Source organism: Cellulomonas hominis (assembly GCF_005239125.1).
Classification (GTDB): Bacteria; Actinomycetota; Actinomycetes; order Actinomycetales; family Cellulomonadaceae; genus Cellulomonas; species Cellulomonas hominis_A.
Genome location: NZ_SZYE01000012.1, coordinates 15215 through 39073 on the forward strand (window position 1 = coordinate 15215; position 23859 = coordinate 39073).

20 protein-coding genes are annotated in these 23859 nt (G+C 74.7%); 11 read left to right on the forward strand and 9 right to left on the reverse strand.

Annotated features, from left to right (window positions below; translation table 11 throughout):
- Positions 1 to 10: 10 nt before the first annotated feature.
- Positions 11 to 871 (reverse strand): SDR family NAD(P)-dependent oxidoreductase, encoded by an 861-nt coding sequence (locus FA014_RS03270; RefSeq protein WP_154728276.1) that lies wholly within the window; start codon positions 869 to 871, stop codon positions 11 to 13.
- Positions 872 to 1038: 167 nt separating this feature from the next.
- Here FA014_RS03270 and nhaA point away from each other — a divergent pair, with 167 nt between their 5' ends.
- Complete coding sequence (nhaA, locus tag FA014_RS03275; protein ID WP_154728277.1) at positions 1039 to 2424, forward strand: Na+/H+ antiporter NhaA; 1386 nt, start codon at positions 1039 to 1041, stop codon at positions 2422 to 2424.
- Positions 2425 to 2521: 97 nt separating this feature from the next.
- Here the strand turns inward: nhaA and FA014_RS03280 are convergent, their stop codons facing one another.
- The 4 genes from FA014_RS03280 to FA014_RS03295 all read right to left on the reverse strand — a co-directional run bounded on the left by FA014_RS03280 (position 2522) and on the right by FA014_RS03295 (position 4848).
- Positions 2522 to 3037: a DsbA family protein gene (locus tag FA014_RS03280; protein WP_154728278.1), complete on the reverse strand. Its 516-nt coding sequence runs from the start codon at positions 3035 to 3037 to the stop codon at positions 2522 to 2524.
- A gap of 67 nt (positions 3038 to 3104) precedes the next feature.
- Positions 3105 to 4136 (reverse strand): NAD-dependent epimerase/dehydratase family protein, encoded by a 1032-nt coding sequence (locus FA014_RS03285; RefSeq protein ID WP_154728279.1) that lies wholly within the window; start codon positions 4134 to 4136, stop codon positions 3105 to 3107.
- Complete coding sequence (locus tag FA014_RS03290) at positions 4133 to 4657, reverse strand: hypothetical protein (protein WP_154728280.1); 525 nt, start codon at positions 4655 to 4657, stop codon at positions 4133 to 4135. Before FA014_RS03290 ends, FA014_RS03285 begins: the two co-directional genes overlap by 4 nt.
- A complete protein-coding gene (locus FA014_RS03295) occupies positions 4654 to 4848 on the reverse strand; it encodes a hypothetical protein (RefSeq protein WP_154728281.1) in 195 nt (64 codons plus the stop codon). Before FA014_RS03295 ends, FA014_RS03290 begins: the two co-directional genes overlap by 4 nt.
- 134 nt (positions 4849 to 4982) lie before the next feature.
- On the opposite strand from FA014_RS03295, the gene mqo reads away from it, so the two are divergent.
- Positions 4983 to 6602, forward strand: a complete 1620-nt coding sequence (mqo, locus tag FA014_RS03300) for a malate dehydrogenase (quinone) (protein ID WP_195969143.1) — start codon at positions 4983 to 4985, stop codon at positions 6600 to 6602.
- A 372-nt stretch (positions 6603 to 6974) separates the two neighbouring features.
- On the opposite strand, the gene FA014_RS03305 is transcribed toward mqo, so the two are convergent.
- Positions 6975 to 7994, reverse strand: a complete 1020-nt coding sequence (locus FA014_RS03305) for a zinc-dependent alcohol dehydrogenase (protein ID WP_230322831.1) — start codon at positions 7992 to 7994, stop codon at positions 6975 to 6977.
- 154 nt (positions 7995 to 8148) lie between these two features.
- Between FA014_RS03305 and FA014_RS03310 the strand changes: the two genes are divergently transcribed.
- From FA014_RS03310 to mmsB, 9 genes are all read left to right on the forward strand, one after another.
- Positions 8149 to 8865 (forward strand): histidine phosphatase family protein, encoded by a 717-nt coding sequence (locus FA014_RS03310; RefSeq protein WP_154728282.1) that lies wholly within the window; start codon positions 8149 to 8151, stop codon positions 8863 to 8865.
- Complete coding sequence (locus FA014_RS03315) at positions 8858 to 9724, forward strand: NAD(P)H-hydrate dehydratase (RefSeq protein WP_154728283.1); 867 nt, start codon at positions 8858 to 8860, stop codon at positions 9722 to 9724. Before FA014_RS03310 ends, FA014_RS03315 begins: the two co-directional genes overlap by 8 nt.
- Positions 9725 to 10549: 825 nt before the next feature.
- A complete protein-coding gene (locus tag FA014_RS03320) occupies positions 10550 to 11623 on the forward strand; it encodes a LacI family DNA-binding transcriptional regulator (protein ID WP_328288169.1) in 1074 nt (357 codons plus the stop codon).
- A 286-nt stretch (positions 11624 to 11909) separates the two neighbouring features.
- Positions 11910 to 13523, forward strand: coding sequence for a xylulokinase (locus FA014_RS03325; RefSeq protein ID WP_154728284.1), 1614 nt, complete (start codon positions 11910 to 11912; stop codon positions 13521 to 13523).
- A 24-nt stretch (positions 13524 to 13547) separates the two neighbouring features.
- Positions 13548 to 14300: an L-ribulose-5-phosphate 4-epimerase gene (locus FA014_RS03330; RefSeq protein WP_154728285.1), complete on the forward strand. Its 753-nt coding sequence runs from the start codon at positions 13548 to 13550 to the stop codon at positions 14298 to 14300.
- Complete coding sequence (araA, locus tag FA014_RS03335) at positions 14297 to 15805, forward strand: L-arabinose isomerase (RefSeq protein ID WP_154728286.1); 1509 nt, start codon at positions 14297 to 14299, stop codon at positions 15803 to 15805. Before FA014_RS03330 ends, araA begins: the two co-directional genes overlap by 4 nt.
- Positions 15806 to 16240: 435 nt before the next feature.
- Entirely contained in the window at positions 16241 to 17383 is a 1143-nt protein-coding gene (chvE, locus tag FA014_RS03340; RefSeq protein WP_154728287.1) for a multiple monosaccharide ABC transporter substrate-binding protein, read from the forward strand.
- Positions 17384 to 17491: 108 nt separating this feature from the next.
- Positions 17492 to 19030, forward strand: coding sequence for a multiple monosaccharide ABC transporter ATP-binding protein (gene mmsA, locus FA014_RS03345; RefSeq protein WP_154728288.1), 1539 nt, complete (start codon positions 17492 to 17494; stop codon positions 19028 to 19030).
- Entirely contained in the window at positions 19027 to 20208 is a 1182-nt protein-coding gene (mmsB, locus tag FA014_RS03350) for a multiple monosaccharide ABC transporter permease (RefSeq protein WP_154728289.1), read from the forward strand. Before mmsA ends, mmsB begins: the two co-directional genes overlap by 4 nt.
- A 104-nt stretch (positions 20209 to 20312) precedes the next feature.
- On the opposite strand, the gene FA014_RS03355 is transcribed toward mmsB, so the two are convergent.
- The 3 genes from FA014_RS03355 to FA014_RS03365 all read right to left on the reverse strand — a co-directional run.
- Positions 20313 to 21341 carry a magnesium and cobalt transport protein CorA gene (locus FA014_RS03355; protein ID WP_230322829.1) on the reverse strand — a complete coding sequence of 343 codons (1029 nt, stop codon included), beginning with the start codon at positions 21339 to 21341 and terminating at the stop codon, positions 20313 to 20315.
- A gap of 49 nt (positions 21342 to 21390) precedes the next feature.
- Positions 21391 to 22689, reverse strand: coding sequence for a PP2C family protein-serine/threonine phosphatase (locus FA014_RS03360; RefSeq protein WP_230322830.1), 1299 nt, complete (start codon positions 22687 to 22689; stop codon positions 21391 to 21393).
- A 114-nt stretch (positions 22690 to 22803) separates the two neighbouring features.
- The coding region (locus FA014_RS03365) for an ROK family protein (protein WP_154728290.1) at positions 22804 to 23859 on the reverse strand (1056 nt) is incomplete at its 5' end.

The window sequence follows — 23859 nt, forward strand, 5'->3', positions numbered from 1 at the left end:
CCGCCGGGCGTCAGGCGACCGGGTCGTCCTCCCCGTACGCGGCCAGGCGCAGCGTGCGGGCGTCCGCCGCCACGACCCGGTCCGCCAGCGCCGCCAGGGACTCCGGGGTGTCCGTGCCCGCGCGGACGAACCGCCCGTGCAGCGCGTCCAGCCGCCCCGAGCCGAACGCGTCCACCAGCTCCACGGTGGCCTCCACCGGGGTCCACTCGGTGCGGTCGTCGTGCAGCGGCATCGCCTGGGTCATGTCGGTGACCACCACGCCGGGCGCGACGTCGAGCGCCGTGACCCCGCGGCCGGCGTACTGCGCGTCGAGCATCGTGGTGAGCCGGGCGAGCGCGCCCTTGCTGATCCCGTAGCCCGTGTAGACGGGCGACGGCCGGTGGCCGGAGCCGGAGTTGATGTTCACCACGTGGCCGGAGCCCCGCTCCAGCATCGCCGGCAGCACCGCGTGCGCGAGCAGCAGCGGGCCGCGCACGTTCGTCTCGATCACCCGCCACACGTCCTCGACGTCGTCGGCGACCAGGTCGACCTCGGCCCGCTCGATGACCCCGGCGTTGTTCACCAGCATCCCCAGCCCGCCGAGGTCCGCGAACGCCTCCTCGACCCGGGCGACCGCCGCGGCGACGGCCTCGCGGTCCACCACGTCGACCGGCTCGACCAGCACCCGGGCGCCCGGGCGGGTCGCCCGGGCCTCCTCGGCGACGGCGTCGAGGTGCGCGCGGGTGCGGCCGACCAGCGCGACGTCCCAGCCGGCCCGGACCAGCCCGAGCGCGAGGCCGCGGCCGATCCCCCGCCCGGCCCCGGTGACCAGGGCGGTCCGCGGGGCGGCGGGCGTGGCGGGCGGGGTGCCGGTGGCGTCGGAGGTCGTCATGCCCCCATGGTCGCGCATCCGGCCCGCCGACCGCGGGTGGCGGGCCGCGTGGCCGCCGCCCGGCGACCCGGGTCGGCATACTGGCGCTGCCCGCCGCGTTGTCCCACGTCGGGGCCCTCGCCGGTCCCCGTGTCAGCCGCCCGTCACCGACCGCGAGGGAGCCGCCCGTGGCCACCGACGCCGCCGATCCCACCCGTGCCGTCCCCGGCCCGCCCCTGCGGGTCCGCCTGCCGTCCGTCACCCCGTCGGTGCGGGACTTCCTGGCGACCGAGGCCGGCAGCGCGGTGTTCCTGCTCGGCGCGACCGTGCTCGCGCTGGTCTGGGCGAACTCCCCGCTGTCCGGCGCGTACGACGCGCTGTGGTCGACGACGGCCGGGTTCCACCTCGGCCCGTTCGGGCTCGACCTCGACCTGCACCACTGGGTGAACGACGCCGCGATGGCGGTGTTCTTCTGCGTCGTCGGCCTCGAGATCAACCGGGAGGTGACCAGCGGCGAGCTGCGGGACCGGCGGACGGTCGCGGTGCCGGCGCTCGGCGCGCTGGGCGGCCTCGCGGTCCCCGCCGTCATCTACCTGCTGTTCAACGCGGGCACGGAGGCGGCGCACGGCTGGGGCGTCGTGATGTCGACGGACACGGCGTTCCTGGTCGGCATCCTGGCGCTGTTCGGGCCCGCGTGCCCGGACCGGCTGCGGCTGTTCCTGCTCACGCTCGCGATCGTCGACGACATCGGGGCCATCACCGTGATGGCGGTGTTCTACAACGACGGCGTGGACGCCCTCGCGCTCGGCGTCGCCGGGGCGCTCGTGCTGGCGCTCCTGGTGCTGCGGTGGCTCGGCGTCTGGCGGCTCACGCCGTACGCGCTGGTCGGGATCGCGCTGTGGTTCGCGGTGAACGCCTCCGGCGTGCACGCGACGCTCGCGGGCGTGCTCGTCGGGCTGCTGCTGCCGTCGCGGCCGATGGCGCGGGACCACGTCGAGCAGGTCCCGCGCTGGACGCAGGGCCTGGTCGCCGAGCCGACCGCGGACACCGAGCACCTGGCCGAGCTCGCGGCGCGCGCCACGGTCCCCGCCGGCGAGCGGCTGCAGCGTCTGCTGCACCCGTGGTCGGCGTACGTCGTCGTCCCCGTGTTCGGGCTGGCCAACGCGGGCGTGCGGCTCGACGCCGAGGCGCTGCGGGCGGCCGCGACCTCGACGGTGACGATCGGCGTGGCCGTCGCCCTGGTCGCCGGCAACACCATCGGCATCACCGGCGCCGCGACGCTCGCGATCCGCACCGGCCTGGGCCGGCTGCCGGGGCGGGTCCGCTGGGGCCACCTGGTGGGCGGCGCGGTGCTCGCCGGGATCGGGTTCACGATCTCGCTGTTCATCGCGGAGCTGGCGTTCGAGGGCGAGCTCGTCGAGCAGGCCAAGATCGGCATCCTCGCGGGGTCGCTGATCGCGGCGGTGCTGGGCACGGTGCTGCTGCGGATCCTCGGCGACCGGCTGCCGCTGTGCTCCCCGGACGAGGAGCTGCCGACGGGCCTGCCGCCGCGCCCCTGGGTCGCCGGGTCCTGATCCCCTCCCGATCGTCGCGGCGCCACCGGATCGTCCGGGTGGCGGCGCGACGATCAGGTGGCGATGCGGGGCGTCGGGGCGTCGGGGCGTCGGGGCGTCAGCGCGCCGGGGTCGCCGCCGCGACCGCCGCGCGCAGCGCCGGCAGCTCGACCGGGCCGGCGTACCGCTCGCCCTGGACCAGCAGCGTCGGCGTGCCCCGCACCCCGAGCCCCAGCCCGGTGACGTAGTCCGCCTCGACGAGGTCCGCGAACCGCTGCGCGCCCTCGCCGGCGACCACGGCCGGGTCCAGGCCGAGGCGCTCGCCCGCCGCCCGCAGCCCCGCTTCGGTCAGCCGGTCCTGCTGCGCGAACAGCAGCCGCTGCATCTCCCAGAACAGCCCCTGCTCCGCGGCGGCCTCGGCCGCGAGGGCGGCGATCAGCGCGTGCGGGTGCACCTGGAACAGCGGGAAGTGCCGCCACACGAGCCGGACGCCGCCGTCCGACTCCTCGACCAGGCGCCGGAGCACGGGCTCGGCGGACCGGCAGTACGGGCACTCGAGGTCGCCGTACTCGGTGAGGGTGACGGGCGCGGCGGGGTCGCCGAGGACGAGCCGGGGGGCCTGGGCGTCGGGCATGGCACCAGCATGCCGTGCGCGGGCCCCGCCGCCCGCGACCCGCCCCGAGCCGCCCGGGCGCGACCTGTCAGCGCGGCCGCATCGGCGGGCTGGCCGTCCCGGCCCCGCGCGCGATGCCGGCGACCACCTGCCGCATGGCCTGCACCCCGGTGTACCGCGGGTGGAAGCCGAGCTGCCGCTCCGCGCGGCCCGTGTCGAGGACCGGCGCCGAGGCACCCATGTCGAACCACCCGGGGCCGACCGGCGCCAGCCGCGCGTGCCAGGCCAGCGTCAGCGCCGTCCGCACGGGCGCGTGCGGCACCTCCCGCCACCGGCCGCGCGACACCACGTCCGCGACGTCCGCGGCGCGGATGACGCCCGGTCCGGCCAGGTTGAACGGCCCGCGGGCCTGCCGGACCACCGCCTCCCGGAACGCGTCGGCGAGGTCGTCCGCGTGCACGGCCTGGAGCCGGAACCCCGCGGGCCACGGCAGCACCGGCAGCCGGCCGTCGAGCACCCCGGCCGGCACGAACGGCCCCAGGAAGTACCGCTTGATCTCGTGGCCGGCGGCGTGCTGGAACACCAGCGCCGGCCGCAGCCGCGCGATCGCGAGCGTCGGGTAGCGCAGCTCGGCCTCGTCCAGCAGCCGCTCGACGGCCACCTTGTCGACGCTGTAGTCCGAGGACCGGACACCGCCGGTGTCCCACTCCTCGTCGCGCGGCTCGTCCGAGTACGACGGGCTGTACGCACCGATCGAGGACGCGACCACCAGGTGCGGCACGTTCGCCTCGACCACCGCGCCGAGCACGCGGCGCATCCCGTCGACGTTGACGCGGCGGAGCTGGTCGCGGTCGTGGCTCGGCTGGATCAGCCAGGCGAGGTTGACCACCGCGTCGGCGCCGGCGAACACGCGGCGCAGCCGCTCGACGACCGGCCCGTCGGGACCGCGCTCGCCGATGTCGACCGCGTGCCAGTCCGCGGTGTCGTACGGCGGCGGCGGCGTCCGGCGCGGTGTGCGGCGGGCGACGCCGCCCAGCGAGGTGACCGTGGGGTCGTCCCGCAGCCGGCGCAGCACCGCGGTGCCGACGTTGCCGCTGCCCCCGACGACGACGACCCTCACCGCGCCTCCTCCGCCGGCCGGCCCGGCTCTCCGTCCTCGGCGAACGCCTGCTCGCGGGCGACCTGGCCGAGCCGGGTCAGCGTGGCGATCTGCTCGTCCGCCTGGTCCAGCAGCCGCTGCAGCTGCGCCGGGTCCAGGCCGAGGTCGTCCGCCCAGATGTGCAGCGTCTCCCAGAGCCCGCGCTTGGCGATGACGGCGCCGCGCATGAGGTCGATCTCCAGCACGGCGGTCAGGGGCGACGGGTCGGTCAGCCGGCCGTTCGGCTTGAGCCGCCCGACCCGCTCGACGGCCGCGAGACCGACCCGCTTCACCACCGACGGACGGACGCCGAGCCGGTGGGCGGTGTCGTGCAGCCAGTCGCGCTCGTCCGTGACCTCCTGCGCGATCCGGGCGAGCGCCGGGCCGAGGGGCGAGTCGGCGTAGGCCTCGGCCATCCGGCCGAAGCGCGCGCTGCCGCCCTCCGCCCCGGCGAGGTGGTCGCCGAGATAGGAGTCGAGCAGCGTGCGGTCGAGCCGCCTCACGGGGTGGCGGCGCCGCCGCCGTCCGCCCCGTCCGCGCGGGGGTTCAGGTTGTCGGGCTCGGCGTCGGTGTCGACGTCGCCCTCGTCGCCGCCCGTGGCCTGCGTCCCGGTGCGCGGGTTGAGCATCTCGGGGTCGGAGTCCGGGTCCTCGGCGGGGTCGTAGCCGTTCTGCGTGGTGTCGTCGGTGCTCATGCGCCCACGCTGGCACCAGCACCCGGACCTCGCACGCCGAACGGCCGCGCTCGGGGCGCCGGGACGATCGTCCCTGGTGCCCGCTGCGTGGATCTGGTGCACGGACCCCGTCCCGCGCTGGTTACCATCGAGTCGTGCCCTCAACTGTCGAGCCGGTCGATGTCGTCCTGGTCGGTGGCGGGATCATGTCCGCCACGCTCGCCACCCTGCTCTCCGAGCTCGAGCCGTCCTGGCGGATCGAGATCGTCGAGCGGCTCGACGGGGTCGCCCTGGAGAGCACGGACGCGTGGAACAACGCCGGCACCGGGCACGCCGCGCTCTGCGAGCTCAACTACACGCCGGAGCGCGCGGACGGCTCGATCGACATCGCCAAGGCGGTGACGATCAACGAGCAGTTCGCGCTGTCCTGCCAGCTGTGGGACCACCTGCGCGACGAGGGCCGCCTGCCGGACGACGGCTTCCGGTCCGCCGTGCCCCACCTGACGTTCGTCCGCGGCGCCGCCGACGTCGACTACCTGCGTCGCCGGCACGCCGCGCTGACCGCGCACCCGCGGTTCGCGCACCTCGAGTACTCCGAGGACCCCGCGACCATCGCGTCCTGGGCGCCGCTGGTCATGGCCGACCGCGACCCGGACGAGCCGGTGGCGGCCACCCGGGCCCTCGACGGCCTCGACGTCGACTTCGGCACCCTGGCGCGGCACATGGTCGACGACCTCGTGGCCCGGGGCACCCGGGTCCGGCTGCAGCACGAGGTCCGGCGGATCAGCCGGCGCCGCGGCGGCGGCTGGCGGCTGCACCTGGTCGACCGGGCGTGGAACGCGAGCCCGAAGCGGTCGACTCTCGACGCGCGGTTCGTGTTCATCGGCGCCGGCGGCGGTGCGCTGCGGCTGCTGCAGGCCGCCGGCATCCCCGAGATCAAGGGCTACGGCGGCTTCCCGATCAGCGGCCAGTTCCTGCGCACGACCGACCCCGCGCTCGTCGAGCGGCACCGGGGCAAGGTCTACGGCAAGGCCGCCGTCGGCTCCCCGCCGATGTCGGTACCGCACCTCGACACCCGCGTGGTGCAGGGCAGCCCCGCGCTGATGTTCGGCCCGTACGCCGGCTGGAGCATGAAGTTCCTCAAGGCCGGCTCGTGGACCGACCTGGTCCGCACCGTCCGGCCGGGCAACCTCGTGCCGCTGGTGGCGGTCGCCGTGCACAACCTCGACCTGCTCAAGTACCTGGTCACCGAGGTGCTCGCGAACCGCGACGCCCGGCTGCGCACCCTGCGCGGCTTCATGCCGACGGCCCGCGAGCGGGACTGGGAGCTGATCACGGCCGGCCAGCGCGTCCAGGTCATCAAGCGTGGCAAGGGCGGCGGCGTGCTGGAGTTCGGCACCGAGCTGATCACCGCGGCCGACGGCTCGATCGCCGGGCTGCTCGGTGCCTCGCCGGGGGCGTCGACCGCGGCGTCCGCGATGCTCGACCTGCTGCGCCGGTGCTTCCCCGACCGGTTCGCCGGCTGGCGGCCGCGGCTCGAGGAGATGATGCCGCAGCTCGCCGAGCGCCCGGACGGCCGCAGCGTGCCGGGCGGTGGCGAGGCCCCGGACGCGGACCCCGACCTGGGGACCGAGGACCCGGCGCGCCCGGGCGCGGCCTCCGAGGGCGTCGGGCACGAGCCGGGGCCGGAGCCGCGGGACGCCTCCCAGCGCGGGGCCGGCCGCCGCCCCGCCCGCCCGACGCTCCCCCGCCGCCGGGACACCCCGGTCGCCTGACGCCGGGCGCGCCCGCGCCGAGGTCGGCGCGGGTGTCGCACCGAGCGCGCCCACCGAGATCGGCGCTTCCGCCCGAGATCGGTCGTCGCGAGCACCGATCTCGACGGGAAGCACCGATCTCGACGGGAAGCACCGACCCCGGCGCGGGTGTCGCACCCCCGCACGCACCGCGACCCCCGGGAGCCTGGGCTCCCGGGGGCCGGTCGGGTGCGGCGGGTCCCGGCCGAGCCGCCCCCTGCGGGCTCGGACGGGCCGCCGCGCGCCGGCCGGTGCCCTCCACACCCGCCGTGCGCGTCACCCGGGTAGTCCGCAGGGAGCGCCGATCCGTCACATCGCCCGCGTGTGACCTCGCTCACACGTCGTGACCGGCCGTCACAGCCCCATGTCGAGCACCACGCGCCCGTCGATGGTGCCGGTCTCCATCCGCGCGAACACGTCGTTCACCGCGTCCAGCGGCCGCAGCTCGTACTTGGTGCGCACCAGGCCCCGGTCGAAGAAGCCGACCGCCTCCTGCATGTCCAGCCGGGTGCCGACGATCGAGCCCCGGACCGTCAGGCCCCGCAGCACCGTGTCGAAGATCGACAGCGGGAAGGTGCCCGGGGGGAGCCCGACGAGCGAGACGGTGCCGCCCCGGCGGAGCATCGACAGCGCCTGCGGGAAGGTCGACTCGCTGACCGCGGTCACCAGGGCGGCGTGCGCACCGCCGACCAGGTCGTGCACGGCCTCCCCCGGGTCGCCGTCGCGGTAGTTCACGACGAGCTCGGCGCCGTACTCGTGCGCCGAGGCCCGCTTCGACTCCGAGCCGGTCACCGCGATCACCCGGTAGCCCATCGCGGCCGCGTACTGGATCGCCATGTGCCCGAGGCCGCCGATCCCGGAGACGACCACCCAGTCCCCGGGCTTCGCGTCCGTGACCTTGAGGCCCTTGTAGACCGTGACGCCGGCGCACAGCACCGCGGTCACGCCGGCGGCGTCGACCCCCTCGGGGATGCGCGGCGCGTACCGGGCGTCGACCAGCATGTACTCGGCGAACGAGCCGTCGACGGAGTAGCCCGAGTTCTGCTGGGCCGTGCAGAGCGTCTCCCAGCCGCGCAGGCAGTCCGCGCAGGTGCCGCAGGCCGTCGCCAGCCAGGCGTTGCCCAGCCGGTCGCCCTCCCGCACGCCGCGCACCTCGGAGCCGACGGCGACGACGCGACCGGCGCCCTCGTGGCCCGGCACGAACGGCGGGGTCGGCCGGACCGGCCAGTCGCCGCGGGCGGCGTGCAGGTCGGTGTGGCAGACGCCGGAGTAGTCGACCTTCACCAGGGCCTCGTGGGGTCCCGGCACCGGGACCGGGCGCTCCTCGACGACCAGCGGGGCGCCGAGGTCGCGGACGACCGCGGCCTTCATCATCTCGGGCACAGCAGCTCTCCTCACGCCGCGCGTCCACCACCTTGTGAACGCTGTCACGAGAACGTATCGCCGGCGCCCGGTGCCCCGGCCGGGACCGAGGGCCCACCGCGGCCCCCCGGATGCGCGGCGCGGGGCCTGCTGCGACCGTGGGGACATGACCAGCAGACTCGTGCTCGTCCGCCACGGGGAGAGCGAGGGGAACGTCGCCGCGACGCGCGCCGAGCGCACCGGCGCGGAGACCGTCGGTGTGCCGTGGCGCGACGCGGACACCCCGCTCTCGGCCACCGGGGAGGAGCAGGCGCGCGCGCTCGGCGCCCACCTGGCCGCCCTGCCCGCCGGCGAGACGCCCGACGCCCTGTGGTGCTCCCCCTATGTCCGGGCGCGGCGCACGGCCGAGCTGGCGGTGGAGAAGGCCGGGCTCGGGCTGCGCCCGGTGATCGACGAGCGGCTGCGGGACCGCGAGCTCGGCATCCTCGACGGGCTGACCAGCCACGGCGTGGACGCCCGGTTCCCCGACGAGGCGGCGCGGCGGGACCGGCTCGGCAAGATGTACTTCCGGCCGCCGGGCGGCGAGTCGTGGTCCGACGTGGCCCTGCGGCTCCGCTCCGTCGTCGGCGACATCGAGCGCCGCGAGGCGGGCCGGCGGGTGCTGGTGGTCTGCCACGACGCCGTGATCTGGCTGCTGCGCTACGTGTGCGAGGGGCTGACGGAGGACGAGCTGATGGCGCAGGTCGCCGAGCGCAGCGTCCGCAACGCGTCGGTGACGGTCCTCGTCGGCGGCCCGGCGGGCTGGCGCGCCGAGGTCGTCGACGACGTCGCGCACCTCGGCGGCGCCGAGGTCACGGAGCACCCGGGGCAGGGCGATGACTGACGCCGCGCCCCTCACCCCCGCGCTGCTGCGCGGCTGGCCGCTGCCCCCACGGGACGGCGCGAAGGACGTCCGCGGCGGCGTGCTCGTCGTGGGCGGCGCCCGGCGCACGCCCGGCGCCGCCGCGCTGGCCGGCCTGACGGCACTGCGGATCGGCGCCGGGCGGCTCACCCTGGCGGTCGCCGCGTCGGTCGCCGCACCGCTCGCGGTGGCGACACCGGAGGCCGGCGTGCTCGCGCTGCCCGAGGACGCGGACGGCTCGCCCACCGGCGCGACGACCCCGCACCTCGCGGCCGAGCTCGAGCGCGCCGACGCGGTCGTCGTCGGCCCCGGCCTGGACGAGCCGGAGGGCGCGGCGGCCCTGGTCCGGTCGGTCCTCGGCGCCCTGGCCGACCGCGAGGCCGCCGTGCTGCTCGACGCCTTCGCGCTCGGCGTGCTGCCGGGCCTGCGGGACGAGGTCACGCTCCCGGAGGGACGCACCGTCCTGACCCCCAACACCACCGAGGCCGCCCGGCTGCTCGGCGTGGACGAGGTCGACCCGGACGACGCCGCCGCGCGGGTCGCCGACCGGTGGGGCGCGGTCGTCAGCTGCGCCGGGACGATCGCGCACCCGGACGGGCGCCGCTGGTCCTCGGCGACCGGCTACGCCGGGCTCGGCACCTCAGGCAGCGGAGACGTGCTGGCCGGGGCGGTCGCCGGGCTCCTCGCAGGCGGCGCGCCCGCCGAGCAGGCCGCCTGCTGGGGCACCGCCGTCCACGGCTCCGCCGGCGACCGCCTGGCCGCCCGCGTCGGACCGCTGGGCTACCTGGCGCGCGAGCTGGCGGACGAGGTCCCCGCCGTCCTGGTCGAGCTGCAGGCCTGACGGCGCGGCGCCGGGCGCAGGCCCGGTGCCGCCGCCGGCGGGACCGCCCCCCGGCTCGGCCACGTGGTCCGCGCCGACCACGTAGCGGAACTGGGTCACGGTGGGCTCGTCGATCCCCGCCGCCTCCGAGCGCAGGGTGACCTCCTCGTGCCCGGACATCCGGCCCGTCCCGGCGTCGACCAGCAGCACCTGCACCACGTCCGGCCCGGCCGGCCCGCCGGGGATCCCGAGCGCCACCGCGCGCCGCCCGGTCCGGTCGGTGACCTCGCCCGCGAGCGTCACGCCCGGCTCGTCGGCCAGGACCGTCCACAGGCTCGACTCGAACGCCGGCGGCAGCACGTACGCGTCGGAGACGATCGCGGCCGCCTGGTAGAGGCACCACGCCGCGTCGGCGGTGTCCGGCCCGCAGCCGACCGCCGCGCCCCCGGCCGCCTCGAGCAGCTCGGCCCGCAGCGTCGCGGGGTCGTCCGACATCGCGGTGTACAGGTCCGGGTCGAAGGAGCCCGCGGGGATCCGGTCCACCGACGCGTCGGCGGGGGTCGTGTCGACCGCCGCGAGCCGGCCGTCCTCGCCGAGCTGCTGCCCCCGCCACTCCATCGCCACCAGCGAACCGTCCGGGCTCAGCCAGGTCTCCCGGACCACCGGGTCGACCGTCGAGGTCGCGTCCCCGTCCGCGCCGACGACGGTGCTGAGGTACCACGCCTGGGACAGCACGTGCTGCACGTCACCCGCGGGCTCCGGGTCGGTCTGCGCGGCGGCGGCCCCGGCCACCGCCCCGTCCGCCGCCGACGCGGGCGCCCCGCGCGAGGACCGGTAGGCCCCGCCGTGGCCGGCACGCCGGGCGTCCCGGTGCGGCGCCCGCCCGCGATGAGCGACGTCGCCGCGCTCGCCGGGGTGTCGCACCAGACCGTGTCGCGCGTGCTCAACGACCACCCGAGCGTCCGCCCGGAGACCCGCGAGCGGGTGCTGGCCGCGATCGCCGAGCTCGGCTACCGCCGCAACAGCGCGGCCCGGGCGCTGGTCACCCGCCGGTCCGGGGCGCTCGGCGTCGTCACCACGTCGTCGGTGCACCACGGCCCGACCAGCACGCTGATCGGCCTGGAGAGCGCCGCCCGCGAGGTCGGGTACTACGTCAGCGTCGCGGCCATCGACCGGTTCGACGCCGGCACCATGCGCGGCGCGCTCGACCACTTCCTGGACCAGGCCGTCGAGGGCATCGCGATCATCGCCCCGCAGGTCGACGTGGCGGAGGCGGTCGCGGCGTTCGACGTGCCGGTGCCCGTGGTCTCCGTGACCTCCGGCGAGCCCGTCCCCGGGCCGGCGCACGTCGTGGCCGTGGGCGTCGACCAGCGCGAGGGCGCCCGGGCCGCGACCCGGCACCTCGTCGAGCTCGGGCACCGCGAGGTCGTGCACCTGGCCGGGCCGCAGGACTGGTTCGACGCGCAGGAGCGGCTCGCCGGCTGGCGGGAGGCGTGCGCCGCGGCGGGGGTGTCCGCGCCGGAGCCGGTCGTCGTCGACTGGTCCGCCGAGTCCGGCTACCGCGAGGGCCTGCGGCTGGCCGACGCCGGTGTGCCGACCGCGGTGTTCGCCGCGAACGACCAGCTGGCCCTCGGCCTGCTGCGCGCGTTCTGGGAGCGGGGGCTGCGGGTGCCGCAGGACGTGTCGGTCGTGGGCTTCGACGACGAGGCGGGCGCGGCGTACTTCGTGCCGCCGCTGACCACGGTGCGGCAGGACTTCCCGGCCCTGGGCCGCAGCGCCATCCGGGCGCTGGTCGGGGCCCTGGCGGGCGACCCCCCGCCCCGCACCCTCCTCCCGGCGACCCTGGTCCCCCGCGCGAGCACCGCCGCCCCCGCCCCCGCCCCCGCCTCCGCCCCCGCCCCCGCCCCCGCCTCCCGCTGACCCGCTCGTCGCCGCCCGCTGACCCGCTCGTCGCCGACTCTCCACTTCGTGCCTGCGCGACGCGGAGGCTGCGGAGGCGAGAAGTGGAGACTCGGCGAGAGGGGTTCGTGCGGGGGCGGCGCGGGGCGGCGCGGGGGGCGGCGCGGGCGGCGGTGCGTGCGAGCAGGGCGGTTGGCCGCCGCGCGTGTGAGCGCTAACATCGGGGGCAGGACGCGGCGGACCGCCGTGTGCGGGAACATCGCAGGCAGGCGGGCAGTGCAGCCCGACCGCGAGGACGGAGCACGCAATGGCGCAGGACCACCAGGACGCACGCCGCGACGAGGTCGCCGCCGCGATCACGGACGGCCGGACCTCGCTGGGCATCGAGCTCGGCTCGACCCGGATCAAGGCCTGCCTGATCGGCCCGGACCACGCGCCGGTCGCCACGGGCAGCCACGAGTGGGAGAACCAGTACGTCGACGGCGTGTGGACCTACTCCCTGGACGCGGTCTGGGCGGGCCTGCAGGAGTCGATCGCCTCGCTCGTCGCCGACGTGGAGCAGCGGTACGGCGTCCGCCCGACGACGTTCGGCGCGCTGGGCGTCTCGGCGATGATGCACGGCTACCTGCCGTTCGACGCGGACGGCGAGCTGCTGGTGCCGTTCCGGACCTGGCGGAACACCTCGACCGGCCGTGCCGCCGCGGAGCTCACCGACAAGCTCGGGTTCAACATCCCGCTGCGCTGGTCGATCGCCCACCTCTACCAGGCGATCCTCGACCACGAGCCGCACGTCCCCCAGATCGACTTCGCCACGACGCTCGCGGGCTACGTGCACTGGAAGCTGACCGGCCGCAAGGTCCTCGGGGTCGGCGACGCGTCCGGCATGTTCCCGATCGACCCGGCGACCCGCGACTACGACGCCACGATGCTGGCCCAGGTCGACGAGATCGTCGCGACCCGCCGCCCGGGCCTGCACCTGCGGGACCTGCTGCCGGAGGTCCTGCCCGCGGGCGCCGACGCCGGCCGGCTGACCGAGGAGGGCGCCACCCTGCTCGACCCGACCGGCACGCTGCGGGCGGGCATCCCGCTGTGCCCCCCGGAGGGCGACGCCGGCACCGGCATGGTGGCGACGAACTCGGTCGCCCCGCGCACCGGCAACGTGAGCGCCGGGACGTCGATCTTCGCGATGGTCGTGCTGGAGAAGCCGCTGGAGCGGGTGCACCACGAGCTCGACGTGGTGACCACCCCGGCCGGCGACCTGGTCGCGATGGTGCACTGCAACAACGGCGCGTCCGAGCTCAACGCCTGGGCGGGGCTGTTCGGCGAGTTCGCGACCGCGCTGGGCGCGTCGGCCGCGGCCGACGACGTGTTCGGCGCGCTGTTCCGCGCCGCGCTCGAGGGCGACGCCGACGGCGGCGGCCTGCTCGCCTACAACTACCTGTCCGGCGAGCCGATCACCGGGCTCGACTCCGGCCGCCCCCTGGTGGTGCGGACGCCCGACAGCCGGCTGACGCTCGCCAACTTCATGCGGACCCAGCTGTACTCCGCGTTCGGCACGCTGAGCCTCGGCATGCACGTGCTGCGGGGCGAGGGCGTGGCGATCGACGCGATGCTGGCGCACGGCGGCATGTTCCGGACCGCCGGCGTCGCGCAGCGGCTGCTGGCCGCGGCGATCGACGCGCCGGTCGCCGTCGGCGAGACGGCGGCGGAGGGCGGCGCCTGGGGCATCGCGGTGCTGGCCGCCTACCTGGACGCCGCGGGCGAGCAGGACCTGCCGACCTACCTGGCCGAGCGCGTGTTCGCCGGCGCGGACGTCGACACCGTCACCCCGGACGCGGGCGACGTGGCCGGCTACGAGCAGTTCCTCGACCGCTACCGCGCCGGCCTGGCCGTCGAGCGCGCGGCGACCGAGGCCCTCTGACCACCCACCCCTGAGGAGAACCCCATGACCCGGACCCTCGCCGACTACCCGGCCGAGGTGCAGGAGGCGGTCGCGCGCACCCGCGAGGTGGTCGCGACGCTGCACGCCGAGCTGCCCCGCTGGGAGCTGATCGTCTGGACGGCGGGCAACGTGTCCCAGCGCGTCCAGGTCGACCCGGCCGGACCGTCGGCCGCCGACCTGCTCGTCATCAAGCCGTCCGGCGTGACGTACGACGAGCTCACGCCCGAGTCGATGGTCGTCTGCGACCTCGACGGCAACCTGGTCGACGGCACGCGCAGCCCGTCCTCGGACACCGCGGCGCACGCGTACGTCTACACGCACATGCCCGAGGTGGGCGGCGTGGTGCACACGCACTCGACCTACGCGACGGCCTGGGCCGCCCGCGCCGAGCCGGTGCCGTGCGTGCTGACGATGATGGCCGACGAGTTCGGCGGCCCGATCCCGATCGGCCCGTTCGCCCTCATCGGCGACGACTCGATCGGCCGCGGCATCGTCGAGACGCTGCGCGAGTCCCGCAGCCCGGCGGTGCTCATGCAGAACCACGGCCCGTTCACGATCGGCAAGGACGCCAAGGCCGCGGTCAAGGCCGCCGTCATGGTGGAGGAGGTCGCGCGCACCGTGCACATCTCCCGCCAGCTCGGCGACCCGCTGCCGATCCCGCAGGACAGGGTCGACTCGCTGTACGCGCGGTACCAGAACGTCTACGGCCAGGGCAGCACCGAGGCTGCCGCCAACACGAAGGAGCAGGACGCATGACCAAGCCCTACGCCGACCGCGAGGTCTGGTTCTTCACCGGCAGCCAGGACCTCTACGGCGAGGACACCCTGCGCCAGGTCGCCGAGCAGTCCCAGGAGGTGGCCCGCACCCTCGACGAGGCCGCCGACGTGCCGGTCCGCATCGTGTGGAAGCCGGTGCTCAAGGACTCCGTGTCGATCCGCCGGGCGATGCTCGACGCGAACTCCGACGACCGCGTCCTGGGCGTCATCACCTGGATGCACACGTTCAGCCCGGCCAAGATGTGGATCGCCGGCCTGGACCAGCTGCGCAAGCCGCTGCTGCACCTGCACACGCAGGCGAACGTCGAGCTGCCCTGGGACAGCATCGACATGGACTTCATGAACCTCAACCAGGCCGCGCACGGCGACCGCGAGTACGCGTACATCGCGTCCCGGCTCGGCGTCGCCCGCACGACGGTCGTCGGCCACGCGTCCAACCCGGCCGTGGCGAAGCGGGTCGGCACCTGGGCGCGCGCCGCCGCGGGCTGGGCCGCCACCCACGAGCTCAAGCTCGTCCGGTTCGGCGACAACATGCGCAACGTCGCGGTCACCGAGGGCGACAAGACCGAGGCCGAGCTGCGGTTCGGCGTCTCGGTGAACACCTGGGGCGTGAACGAGCTCGTCGCCGCGGTGGACGCCGTGGCGGACGCCGACGTCGACGCGCTGGTCGCGGAGTACGAGGAGCTCTACGACGTCGTGCCCGAGCTGCGCCGCGACGGCGACCGCCACGAGTCGCTGCGGTACGCCGCCCGCCAGGAGATCGCGCTCGAGACCTTCCTGACCGAGGTGGGCGCCAAGGCCTTCACGACGAACTTCGAGGACCTCGGCGCGCTGCGCCAGCTCCCGGGCCTCGCGGTCCAGCGCCTGATGTCCAAGGGCTACGGCTTCGGCGCCGAGGGCGACTGGAAGACCGCCGTCCTGGTGCGCGCGGCCAAGGTGATGGGCGAGGGCCTGCCCGGCGGCGCGTCCCTCATGGAGGACTACACCTACGACCTGACCCCGGGCGCGGAGAAGATCCTCGGCGCGCACATGCTCGAGGTCTGCCCCTCCCTGACCACGTCGAAGCCGAAGGTGGAGATCCACCCGCTCGGCATCGGCGGCAAGGAGGACCCGGTCCGCATGGTGTTCGACGCGGACCCGGGCGAGGCCGTGGTGGTGTCGCTGGCCGACATGCGGGACCGGTTCCGGATGACCGCGAACGTCGTCGACGTCGTGCCCCCGACCCAGGAGCTGCCGAACCTGCCGGTCGCCCGCGCGGTCTGGGAGCCCCGGCCCGACTTCGCCACGTCGGCGGAGGCGTGGCTGACCGCGGGCGGTGCGCACCACACGGTGATGTCGACCGCGGCGGGCGTCGAGGCGTTCGAGATCTACGCCGACATCGCCGGCACCGAGCTGCTGGTGATCGACCAGGACACCACCCGGCGCGGCTTCCGCGACCAGGTGCGCTGGAACCAGGTGTACTACCGGATCGCCCAGGGCCTCTGAGCCCTGCGGGCGCCGGCGCGTCGCGCCACGCCCGTCCCGACGGCCCGTCCCCGCTGCTGCGGGGGCGGGCCGTCGTCGTGTGAGCGCTCACCTGCCGTTCGCCCGTTCGGCCCGTTGACTTCGCAAACCGAACTCAAGTGCGTGGGCCGGCCGGGTGATCCCGCCGCTGGAGGGCGGGTGAGTGACGCGACGGAAACCGGCCCTGACCTGCACCGACGCACCTCGGTCCCCCGGTCTCGTCGACCGTTATCCATCTGCAACCTGGGCCTCGATCCTTTGGCTTGACTTCTTGAAGTCAAGCCCGCGAGAGTGTGCACGTGCTCGCCGGTGGCGGGGAGGTCAACCCCCGGCACGCGGCGCAGGGCAGGACGGGCGACGGTGCGAATCCGTGCCCATGACGACGAGGTCAGCAACCCTCTCGAGGAGGAGAAGGACATGAAGAGCATCCGGTTCGTCGCGCTCGGCGGCGTTCTCGCGCTCGGCCTGGCGGCGTGCTCCGGCGGCGGCGCCGGCAGCTCCAGCGGTGACGAGACCAACGCGGACCCCAGCGACCTCACGATCGGCGTCGCGATGCCGACCGAGACCTCGGAGCGCTGGATCGCCGACGGCGACGCCGTGAAGAGCCAGCTGGAGGAGGCCGGTTACACGGTCGACCTGCAGTACGCGGCCGACGACATCCCCACGCAGGCGCAGCAGATCGACCAGATGATCACGAAGGGCGCCGACCTCCTGATCGTCGCCTCGATCGACGGCACCGCGCTGGCCAACCAGCTGCAGGCCGCGGCCGACCAGGGCATCCCGGTCATCGCGTACGACCGCCTGATCCGCGACACCGAGAACGTCGACTTCTACGTCACGTTCGACAACTACAACGTCGGCGTCCAGCAGGCCACCTCGCTGCTCGTCGGCCTGGGCATCCTCAACGCGGACGGCTCCGAGGCCGGCGCCACCGGCCCGTTCAACATCGAGCTGTTCGCCGGCTCGCTGGACGACAACAACGCGCACTTCTTCTTCAAGGGCGCGATGGACACGCTGCAGCCGTACATCGACAACGGCACGCTGGTCGTGAAGTCCGGCCAGACCGACATCGAGCAGGTCGCGACCCTGCGCTGGCTGCAGGAGACCGCCCAGAAGCGCATGGAGGACCTCCTGACCTCCACGTACTCGGACGGCACCCAGGTCGACGGTGTGCTCTCGCCCTATGACGGCATCTCCCGCGGCATCATCACCGCGCTGCAGAACGCCGGCTACGGCGACAGCATCGAGGCCGGCCTGCCGATCGTGACCGGCCAGGACGCCGAGATCGCCTCCGTCAAGCTCATCAAGGACGGCGTGCAGTTCTCGACGATCTTCAAGGACACCCGCAAGCTCGCGGAGCAGGCCGTCGTCTCGGCCCAGGCGTTCCTCGAGGGCGACGAGCCCGAGGCGAACAACACCGAGGACTACGACAACGGCGTGAAGGTCGTCCCGTCGTACCTGCTGGAGTCGGACATCGTCTACGCCGACAACATCCAGTCGCTCCTGATCGACTCGGGCTACTGGACCGAGGAGGAGGTCGCGGCGGGTCAGGCCTCCTGACCCCCCGACCCACCGCGTGACCGACGCGGGCCGGCCGGCACCACGTGCCGGCCGGCCCCGCGGCGACGTGTTCCATCGCCCGACACGACTGAGGACGGTCGAGGCCGCATGAGCGACCACATCCTGGAAATGCACTCCATCACCAAGACCTTTCCCGGGGTCAAGGCGCTGCAGGACGTCAACCTGAACGTCAAGCGCGGGGAGATCCACGCGATCTGCGGGGAGAACGGGGCCGGCAAGTCCACCCTCATGAAGGTGCTCTCGGGCGTGTACCCGAACGGCACCTACGACGGGGAGATCCGCTTCGACGGGGAGAAGGTCGAGTTCAGCTCGATCAACGACTCCGAGGAGAAGGGGATCGTGATCATCCACCAGGAGCTCGCTCTGGTGCCGTACCTCTCGGTCGCGGAGAACATCTTCCTCGGCAACGAGCGGGCGCGCCACGGCCTCGTCGACTGGAACAAGGCGAACTCCGAGGCGGCCGTGCTGCTCGCCCGGGTCGGCCTCGACGAGAACCCGACCACCCCGATCGGCCAGCTCGGCGTCGGCAAGCAGCAGCTCGTGGAGATCGCCAAGGCGCTCTCCAAGAAGGTGAAGCTGCTCATCCTCGACGAGCCGACCGCGGCGCTCAACGACTCGGACTCCGAGCACCTGCTCAACCTGCTGCGGCACCTGCAGGGCCAGGGCATCACGTCGATCATGATCTCGCACAAGCTCAACGAGATCGCCGAGATCGCGAACTCCACGACGATCATCCGCGACGGGAAGACGATCGAGACCCTCGACATGGTCGAGGACAACGTCACCCAGGACCGGATCATCAAGGGCATGGTCGGCCGGGACCTCGAGCACCGGTACCCCGAGCACGTCTCGCACATCGGCGAGGAGGTGTTCCGGGTCGAGGACTGGCACGTCGAGCACCCCACCCAGCCGGGCCGCGTGGTCGTCGACGGGGCGTCGTTCAACGTCCGCGCCGGCGAGATCGTCGGCATCGCGGGCCTGATGGGCGCCGGCCGCACCGAGCTCGCGATGAGCGTGTTCGGCCGGTCCTACGGCCGCAACGTCACCGGCAAGGTCTTCCTCCACGGCAAGGAGATCAAGACCCGCTCGGTGAGCGAGGCGATCGACCACGGCCTGGCGTACGCCACGGAGGACCGCAAGACCTACGGCCTCAACCTGATCGAGGACATCCGCCGGAACATCTCGGCCGCCGCCCTCTCGAAGCTGTCGAAGGCCGGCTGGGTCAACGGCAACGAGGAGATCAAGGTCGCCGAGGAGTACCGGCGGTCCATGAACATCAAGTCGCCGACCGTCATGGCGCTGACCGGCAAGCTGTCGGGCGGCAACCAGCAGAAGGTCGTGCTGTCCAAGTGGATCTACACGGACCCCGAGGTCCTGATCCTGGACGAGCCGACCCGCGGCATCGACGTCGGTGCCAAGTACGAGATCTACACGATCATCAACAAGCTCGCGGACGCGGGGAAGGCCGTCGTGGTCATCTCCTCCGAGCTGCCCGAGCTCCTGGGCATCTGCGACCGGATCTACACGCTCGCGTTCGGCCGGATCACCGGCGTGCAGGAGCGCGCGGTCGCGACCCCGGAGAGCCTCATGGAGCTCATGACGAAGGAAAAGGAAACGGTTCGATGACGGCTGTGGAAGGCCTGCGGGACATCTTCACGAAGAACCTGCGGACGAGTGGCATCTACATCGCGTTCGTCGCGATCATCGTGCTCTTCGCGATCCTCACGGACGGCGTGCTGCTCGCACCGGGCAACATCACGAACATCGTCCTCCAGTACTCGTACATCCTGATCCTCGCCATCGGCATGGTGATCGTCATCATCGGCGGCCACATCGACCTGTCGGTGGGCTCCGTGGTGGCGCTGACCGGCGCGGTGTCCGCGATCCTGGTGATCAAGAACGGCCAGCCGTGGTGGGTCGGCATCCTCGCCGCCCTGGTGGTCGGCCTCCTGGTCGGCGCGTGGCAGGGCTTCTGGGTCGCGTACGTCGGGATCCCGGCGTTCATCGTGACGCTGGCCGGCATGCTCCTGTTCCGCGGCCTCACCTACGAGGTGCTGAACAACATCTCGCTGTCGCCGTTCCCCTCCACGTACCAGAAGGTCGCGGGCGGCTTCATCAACGGCCTGTTCGGCGGCAACGGCTACGACGCGTTCACCCTCGTGATCGCCGCGGTCGGCATCGTCGGCTACGCGTACTCCTCCTGGCGCTCCCGCATGGGCCGCGTCCAGTACCAGCAGTCCGTCGAGGCGCTGCCGCTGTTCATCCTCAAGATCGTCGCGATCGCGGTCGTCGTCATGGCGTTCGCCTGGCAGCTGGCGCACTCGCGCGGCCTGCCGATCGTGCTGATCATCCTCGCGGTGCTGATCCTGACCTACAACACCGTCACCACCCGCACGGTGTTCGGCCGCCACGTCTACGCGATCGGCGGCAACCTGAACGCCGCCCAGCTGTCCGGCGTGAAGGTCAAGCAGGTCAACTTCTGGATCTTCGTCAACATGGGCTTCCTGGCCGGTGTCGCGGGCGCGATCTACTCGTCCCGCTCCAACGGCGCGCAGCCCGGCGCGGGCAACATGTTCGAGCTCGACGCCATCGCCGCCTGCTTCATCGGCGGCGCGTCGACGACCGGTGGTGTCGGCCGCGTGACCGGCGCCATGGTCGGTGGCCTGATCATGGCCGTCATGTCCAACGGCATGCAGCTGATGGGCGTGCCGCAGTCGACGCAGCAGATCGTCAAGGGCCTCGTGCTCCTGCTGGCCGTGGCGTTCGACATCTACAACAAGCGCCGCGCGGGCGCCGCCCGCTGACCTCGGGCGCATCGCACGGCCGGTGAGGGCCGGGACGCGGGGGACACCCCGGGTCCCGGCCCTCCCTCCGTCCGTGGCTGACCACCCCGGTCCGCTCGGCCGGGTCAGAGCCAGCCGTTGCGGCGGAACGCGCGGTGCAGCGCCACGCACGCGCCCGCGATGACCGCGAGCACCACGAAGTACCCGTACCGCGTCCCGAGCTCCGGCATGTGCTCGAAGTTCATGCCGTAGATCCCGGCCACCGCCGTCGGCACCAGGGCGATCGCCGCCCACGCCGAGATCTTCCGCATGTCCTCGTTCTGCCGCAGCGCGACCCGGCTCTGGCCGGTGGTGACCCGCGCGGTGTTCGCCTGCAGCACGTCGGTGAGCTGCCGGTCGATGACCTCGATCTGGTCCACGGCCCGCAGCAGGTGGTCGTGCACGTCCCGGAAGTACGGCTCGGCCGCGGCGGGCACGTGCGGCACCTCGCCGGCCGCCAGCCGCTCCAGCGGCCGCTGCAGGGGCAGCATCGCCCGGCGGAACTCGGCGACCTCCTGCTTGAGCTTGTAGATCCGCTCGGAGTGGTCGTCGTCGCCCGGGCCGAACACCTGCAGCTCGATCTCGTCCACGTCCAGGTCGATGTGGCCCAGCGCGACCTCGTACCCGTCCACGACGCGGTCGGCGGTCCGGTAGAGGACGCCCGCGGGCCCGAAGTCCTCGTCGGCGGGCACCCCGGCGTCGAGCTCGGCGCGGACCTGGCGCAGCACGCCGCCCTCGCCGTGCCGGACCGAGACGACGGCCTGGGGGCGCAGGAACATCGCGATCTCGGTGACCTCGACGACCTCCACGTGGTCGACGTACCGGACCGGCTTGAGCACGGCGAACACCACGTCGTCGTAGACCTCGAGCTTGGGCCGCTGGTGCGCGTGCACGGCGTCCTCGACGGCCAGCGGCGGCAGCGCGAACTCCTCGGCCACCTCGGCGATGTCGGCGTCCGTGGGCTCGCGCAGGCCGACCCACACGTAGCCGTCGGTCGCGTCGGCGGCGTGCGCGGCCTTCCCCAGCGGGACCCGGCCGGGTACCCGCTCGCCCCCGGTGTAGAGGCCGCAGTCGCCGATCGCGGCGTCGGCCCCGGTGCGCTGCACGTCCGTCACTCCCTCACGATAGGGCCGCGGGGCGCGGTCGTCCCCCGGGCCGCGACGGTCAGGCGGCGCGACGCAGCGCGACGACCGTGACGTCGTCCGGCCGGCCCGCGCTCACCGCCGCCAGCCGCAGGACGCGCTGCACGGCCTCCTCGGCGCTCGGGCAGTCCAGCAGCTCGCCCACCAGCAGCGGCACGCACCGCAGGGACCCGTCGAACAGGTCGAGCACCCCGTCGCTGAACGTCAGCAGCAGGTCCGCGGGCCCGAGGTGCGTCTCGCCGAGCGCGCGGGTGGCCTCGTCGGTGACGCCGAGCGGCAGGCCGAGCGCGTCCAGCCGCTCCCACGACCCGTCGGCCCGCACCACGAGCGTCAGGCCGTGGCCCGCGTCGGCGTAGGTGACCCGGCCGGTCGCCGCCTCCAGGCGGGCGTGGAACGCGGTCGCGAACAGCCCCGCGCCCGACAGGTCGGCGTGCAGCACGGCACCGGCCTGGAGCATCGCGCGGTCGACCGCCTCGCCCTGCGCGGACCCGCGCAGCACGGCCCGCACCGCGGCGGCCAGGATCGCGGCGGCGGGGCCCTTGCCCATGACGTCGGCGAGGCTGATCACCACCCCGTCGTCGGCGGGGTACCAGTCGTAGAAGTCGCCGCCCACCTGGTTGCTGGGCAGGCAGGCACCGGCCAGCTCGTAGCCGTCGACCCGCGGGGACTCGCGGGGGAGCAGGCCCATCTGCACCTGCTGGGCCCGCTCGAGCTCCGCGTCGACGCTCAGCTCCTTGGCCACCCAGTGCGCGAGGTCGCGGAGCAGCGCCGACTGGTCGGCGGTGAACCGGCGGGGCCGGGTGTCGGCGATGCACAGGGTGCCGAGCCGCCGGCCGTCGGCGTCGACCATCGGGTGCTCGGCGTAGAACCGCAGCCGGGCGTCCGGCCCCCGGTCCTCGAGGACGGCGCCGCCGTCCGCACCCGCCGGCGGCACCGGGGTCCCGGCCAGCTCGGCCGGCACGACCATCGGCGCGGGGGCGGGCTCGCCGGCGCCGACGAGCGACACGGAGGCGGTGGGCACGTCGAACAGCTGGCGGGCGAGGCGCACCACGCGCTCGAACCGCGGCTCGGGTGCCCCGCGCACGGCACCCACCTGCTCCAGGGCGGCCAGCCGCTGCGCGAGGCTGCGGGCGGCGGGGACCGACGTCGCGTCGAGCGGCGCGACGACGACGGTCGGGCCGGGGCCCGCGTCGGCGCCGGGCCCGCCGGCGGCCGGCCCCGGGACCGGCGGTGCGGCGACGGGGGCCTCGACGGCGGCGGAGCCGTCGCCCGCGGGCTCGCGGGGGGTCGGCACCGAGGGGGTGGTCGTGCGGGTCGGCACCGGTCACCTCCTGCGGGTCTGCGCGACGGTCCTGTCCTGACGGATACATCGGCATCCCACGCCCCGGGATGAGGCCCGCGGACGTGCTCCCGCACACGTGCGCCGCCGTGCCGGTCAGCCGCCGGCGCCCCCGAGCACCGCGTCCCGCGCCAGCAGCAGCGCCCCGCGCGCCGGCGCACCGACGCCCAGCCGCCCGGCGACCACCTCCACGACAGCGCCCGCCGTCACGGCCGTGCGCTCGGCCAGCACCTCGCGCAACGGGTCCAGCAGCACGTCCCCGGCCCCGGCCAGCGACCCGCCCACGACCAGGACGTCGGGGTCCAGCACCGTGCACACCGAGGCGAGGGCGGTGCCGAGGTGCCGCCCCACGTCGGACAGCACCCGCCGGCACCCCGGGTCCCCGGCCGCGGCCTGGGCGAGCAGCTCCGGGACGGTCAGCCGCCCGTGGCTCGCGACGAGCAGGTCGAGCACCGCCGACGCGCCCGCGAGCACCTGCAGGCAGCCGCGGTTGCCGCACGAGCACACCGGGCCGTCCGGGTCGATCGTCAGGTGGCCGAGCTCGCCCGCGGTGCCCGTCCGACCGTGCACCACCTCGCCGCCGACCACGACCCCGCCGGAGACGCCCTCGCCCAGCGCGACGTGCACGACGGACCAGCGCCCCCGCCCGGCACCGAGCCGCGCCTCCGCGAGCGCGCCCAGGTTGCCGTCGTTGTCGAACAGCACCGGCACCCCCGGGGCCGGCGCGAGCAGCGCGGGCGCGGCGACCATGCCGCCCCAGCCCGCGCGCACCCCCGCGCCCGCCACCCGGCCGGTCCGCACCTCGACCGGTGCGGGGACGCCCACGCCGACCGCGGCGACCGAGGCGGGGTCGGTGCCGGTGTCCCGCAGCACCCGGTCCAGCAGCGCCCGGGCCGCGAGGACCGCGTGCTCGGCCGGCTGCTGCCCCGGACCGGTCGCGGCGCGCAGCGGCACCGCCGCCTCGACCGGCGCGCCGTCGCCGAGGTCGAGCACCACCCGGACCTCGTCGAGGTAGCAGTGCACCCCGACGAGCGCGCCCGCCGGCGCCAGCCGCACCTGCGTGGCCCGCCGCCCCGACCGGGTCGTCGGCGACACCCGCACCAGGCCGTCGGCGGCCAGCGCGGCCAGGGCGGCGGAGACGGTCGCCGGCGC

What these genes read in the sequence shown, in the direction of transcription:
- FA014_RS03270 (WP_154728276.1), bottom strand. Translation starts at nt 871, where the DNA reads ATGACGACCTCCGACGCCACCGGCACCCCGCCCGCCACGCCCGCCGCC.
- FA014_RS03280 (WP_154728278.1), bottom strand. Translation starts at nt 3,037, where the DNA reads ATGCCCGACGCCCAGGCCCCCCGGCTCGTCCTCGGCGACCCCGCCGCG.
- FA014_RS03315 (WP_154728283.1), top strand. Translation starts at nt 8,858, where the DNA reads ATGACTGACGCCGCGCCCCTCACCCCCGCGCTGCTGCGCGGCTGGCCG.
- FA014_RS03325 (WP_154728284.1), top strand. Translation starts at nt 11,910, where the DNA reads ATGGCGCAGGACCACCAGGACGCACGCCGCGACGAGGTCGCCGCCGCG.
- FA014_RS03330 (WP_154728285.1), top strand. Translation starts at nt 13,548, where the DNA reads ATGACCCGGACCCTCGCCGACTACCCGGCCGAGGTGCAGGAGGCGGTC.
- FA014_RS03295 (WP_154728281.1), bottom strand. Translation starts at nt 4,848, where the DNA reads ATGAGCACCGACGACACCACGCAGAACGGCTACGACCCCGCCGAGGAC.
- FA014_RS03310 (WP_154728282.1), top strand. Translation starts at nt 8,149, where the DNA reads ATGACCAGCAGACTCGTGCTCGTCCGCCACGGGGAGAGCGAGGGGAAC.
- araA (WP_154728286.1), top strand. Translation starts at nt 14,297, where the DNA reads ATGACCAAGCCCTACGCCGACCGCGAGGTCTGGTTCTTCACCGGCAGC.
- mmsB (WP_154728289.1), top strand. Translation starts at nt 19,027, where the DNA reads ATGACGGCTGTGGAAGGCCTGCGGGACATCTTCACGAAGAACCTGCGG.
- FA014_RS03305 (WP_230322831.1), bottom strand. Translation starts at nt 7,994, where the DNA reads ATGATGAAGGCCGCGGTCGTCCGCGACCTCGGCGCCCCGCTGGTCGTC.
- mmsA (WP_154728288.1), top strand. Translation starts at nt 17,492, where the DNA reads ATGAGCGACCACATCCTGGAAATGCACTCCATCACCAAGACCTTTCCC.
- chvE (WP_154728287.1), top strand. Translation starts at nt 16,241, where the DNA reads ATGAAGAGCATCCGGTTCGTCGCGCTCGGCGGCGTTCTCGCGCTCGGC.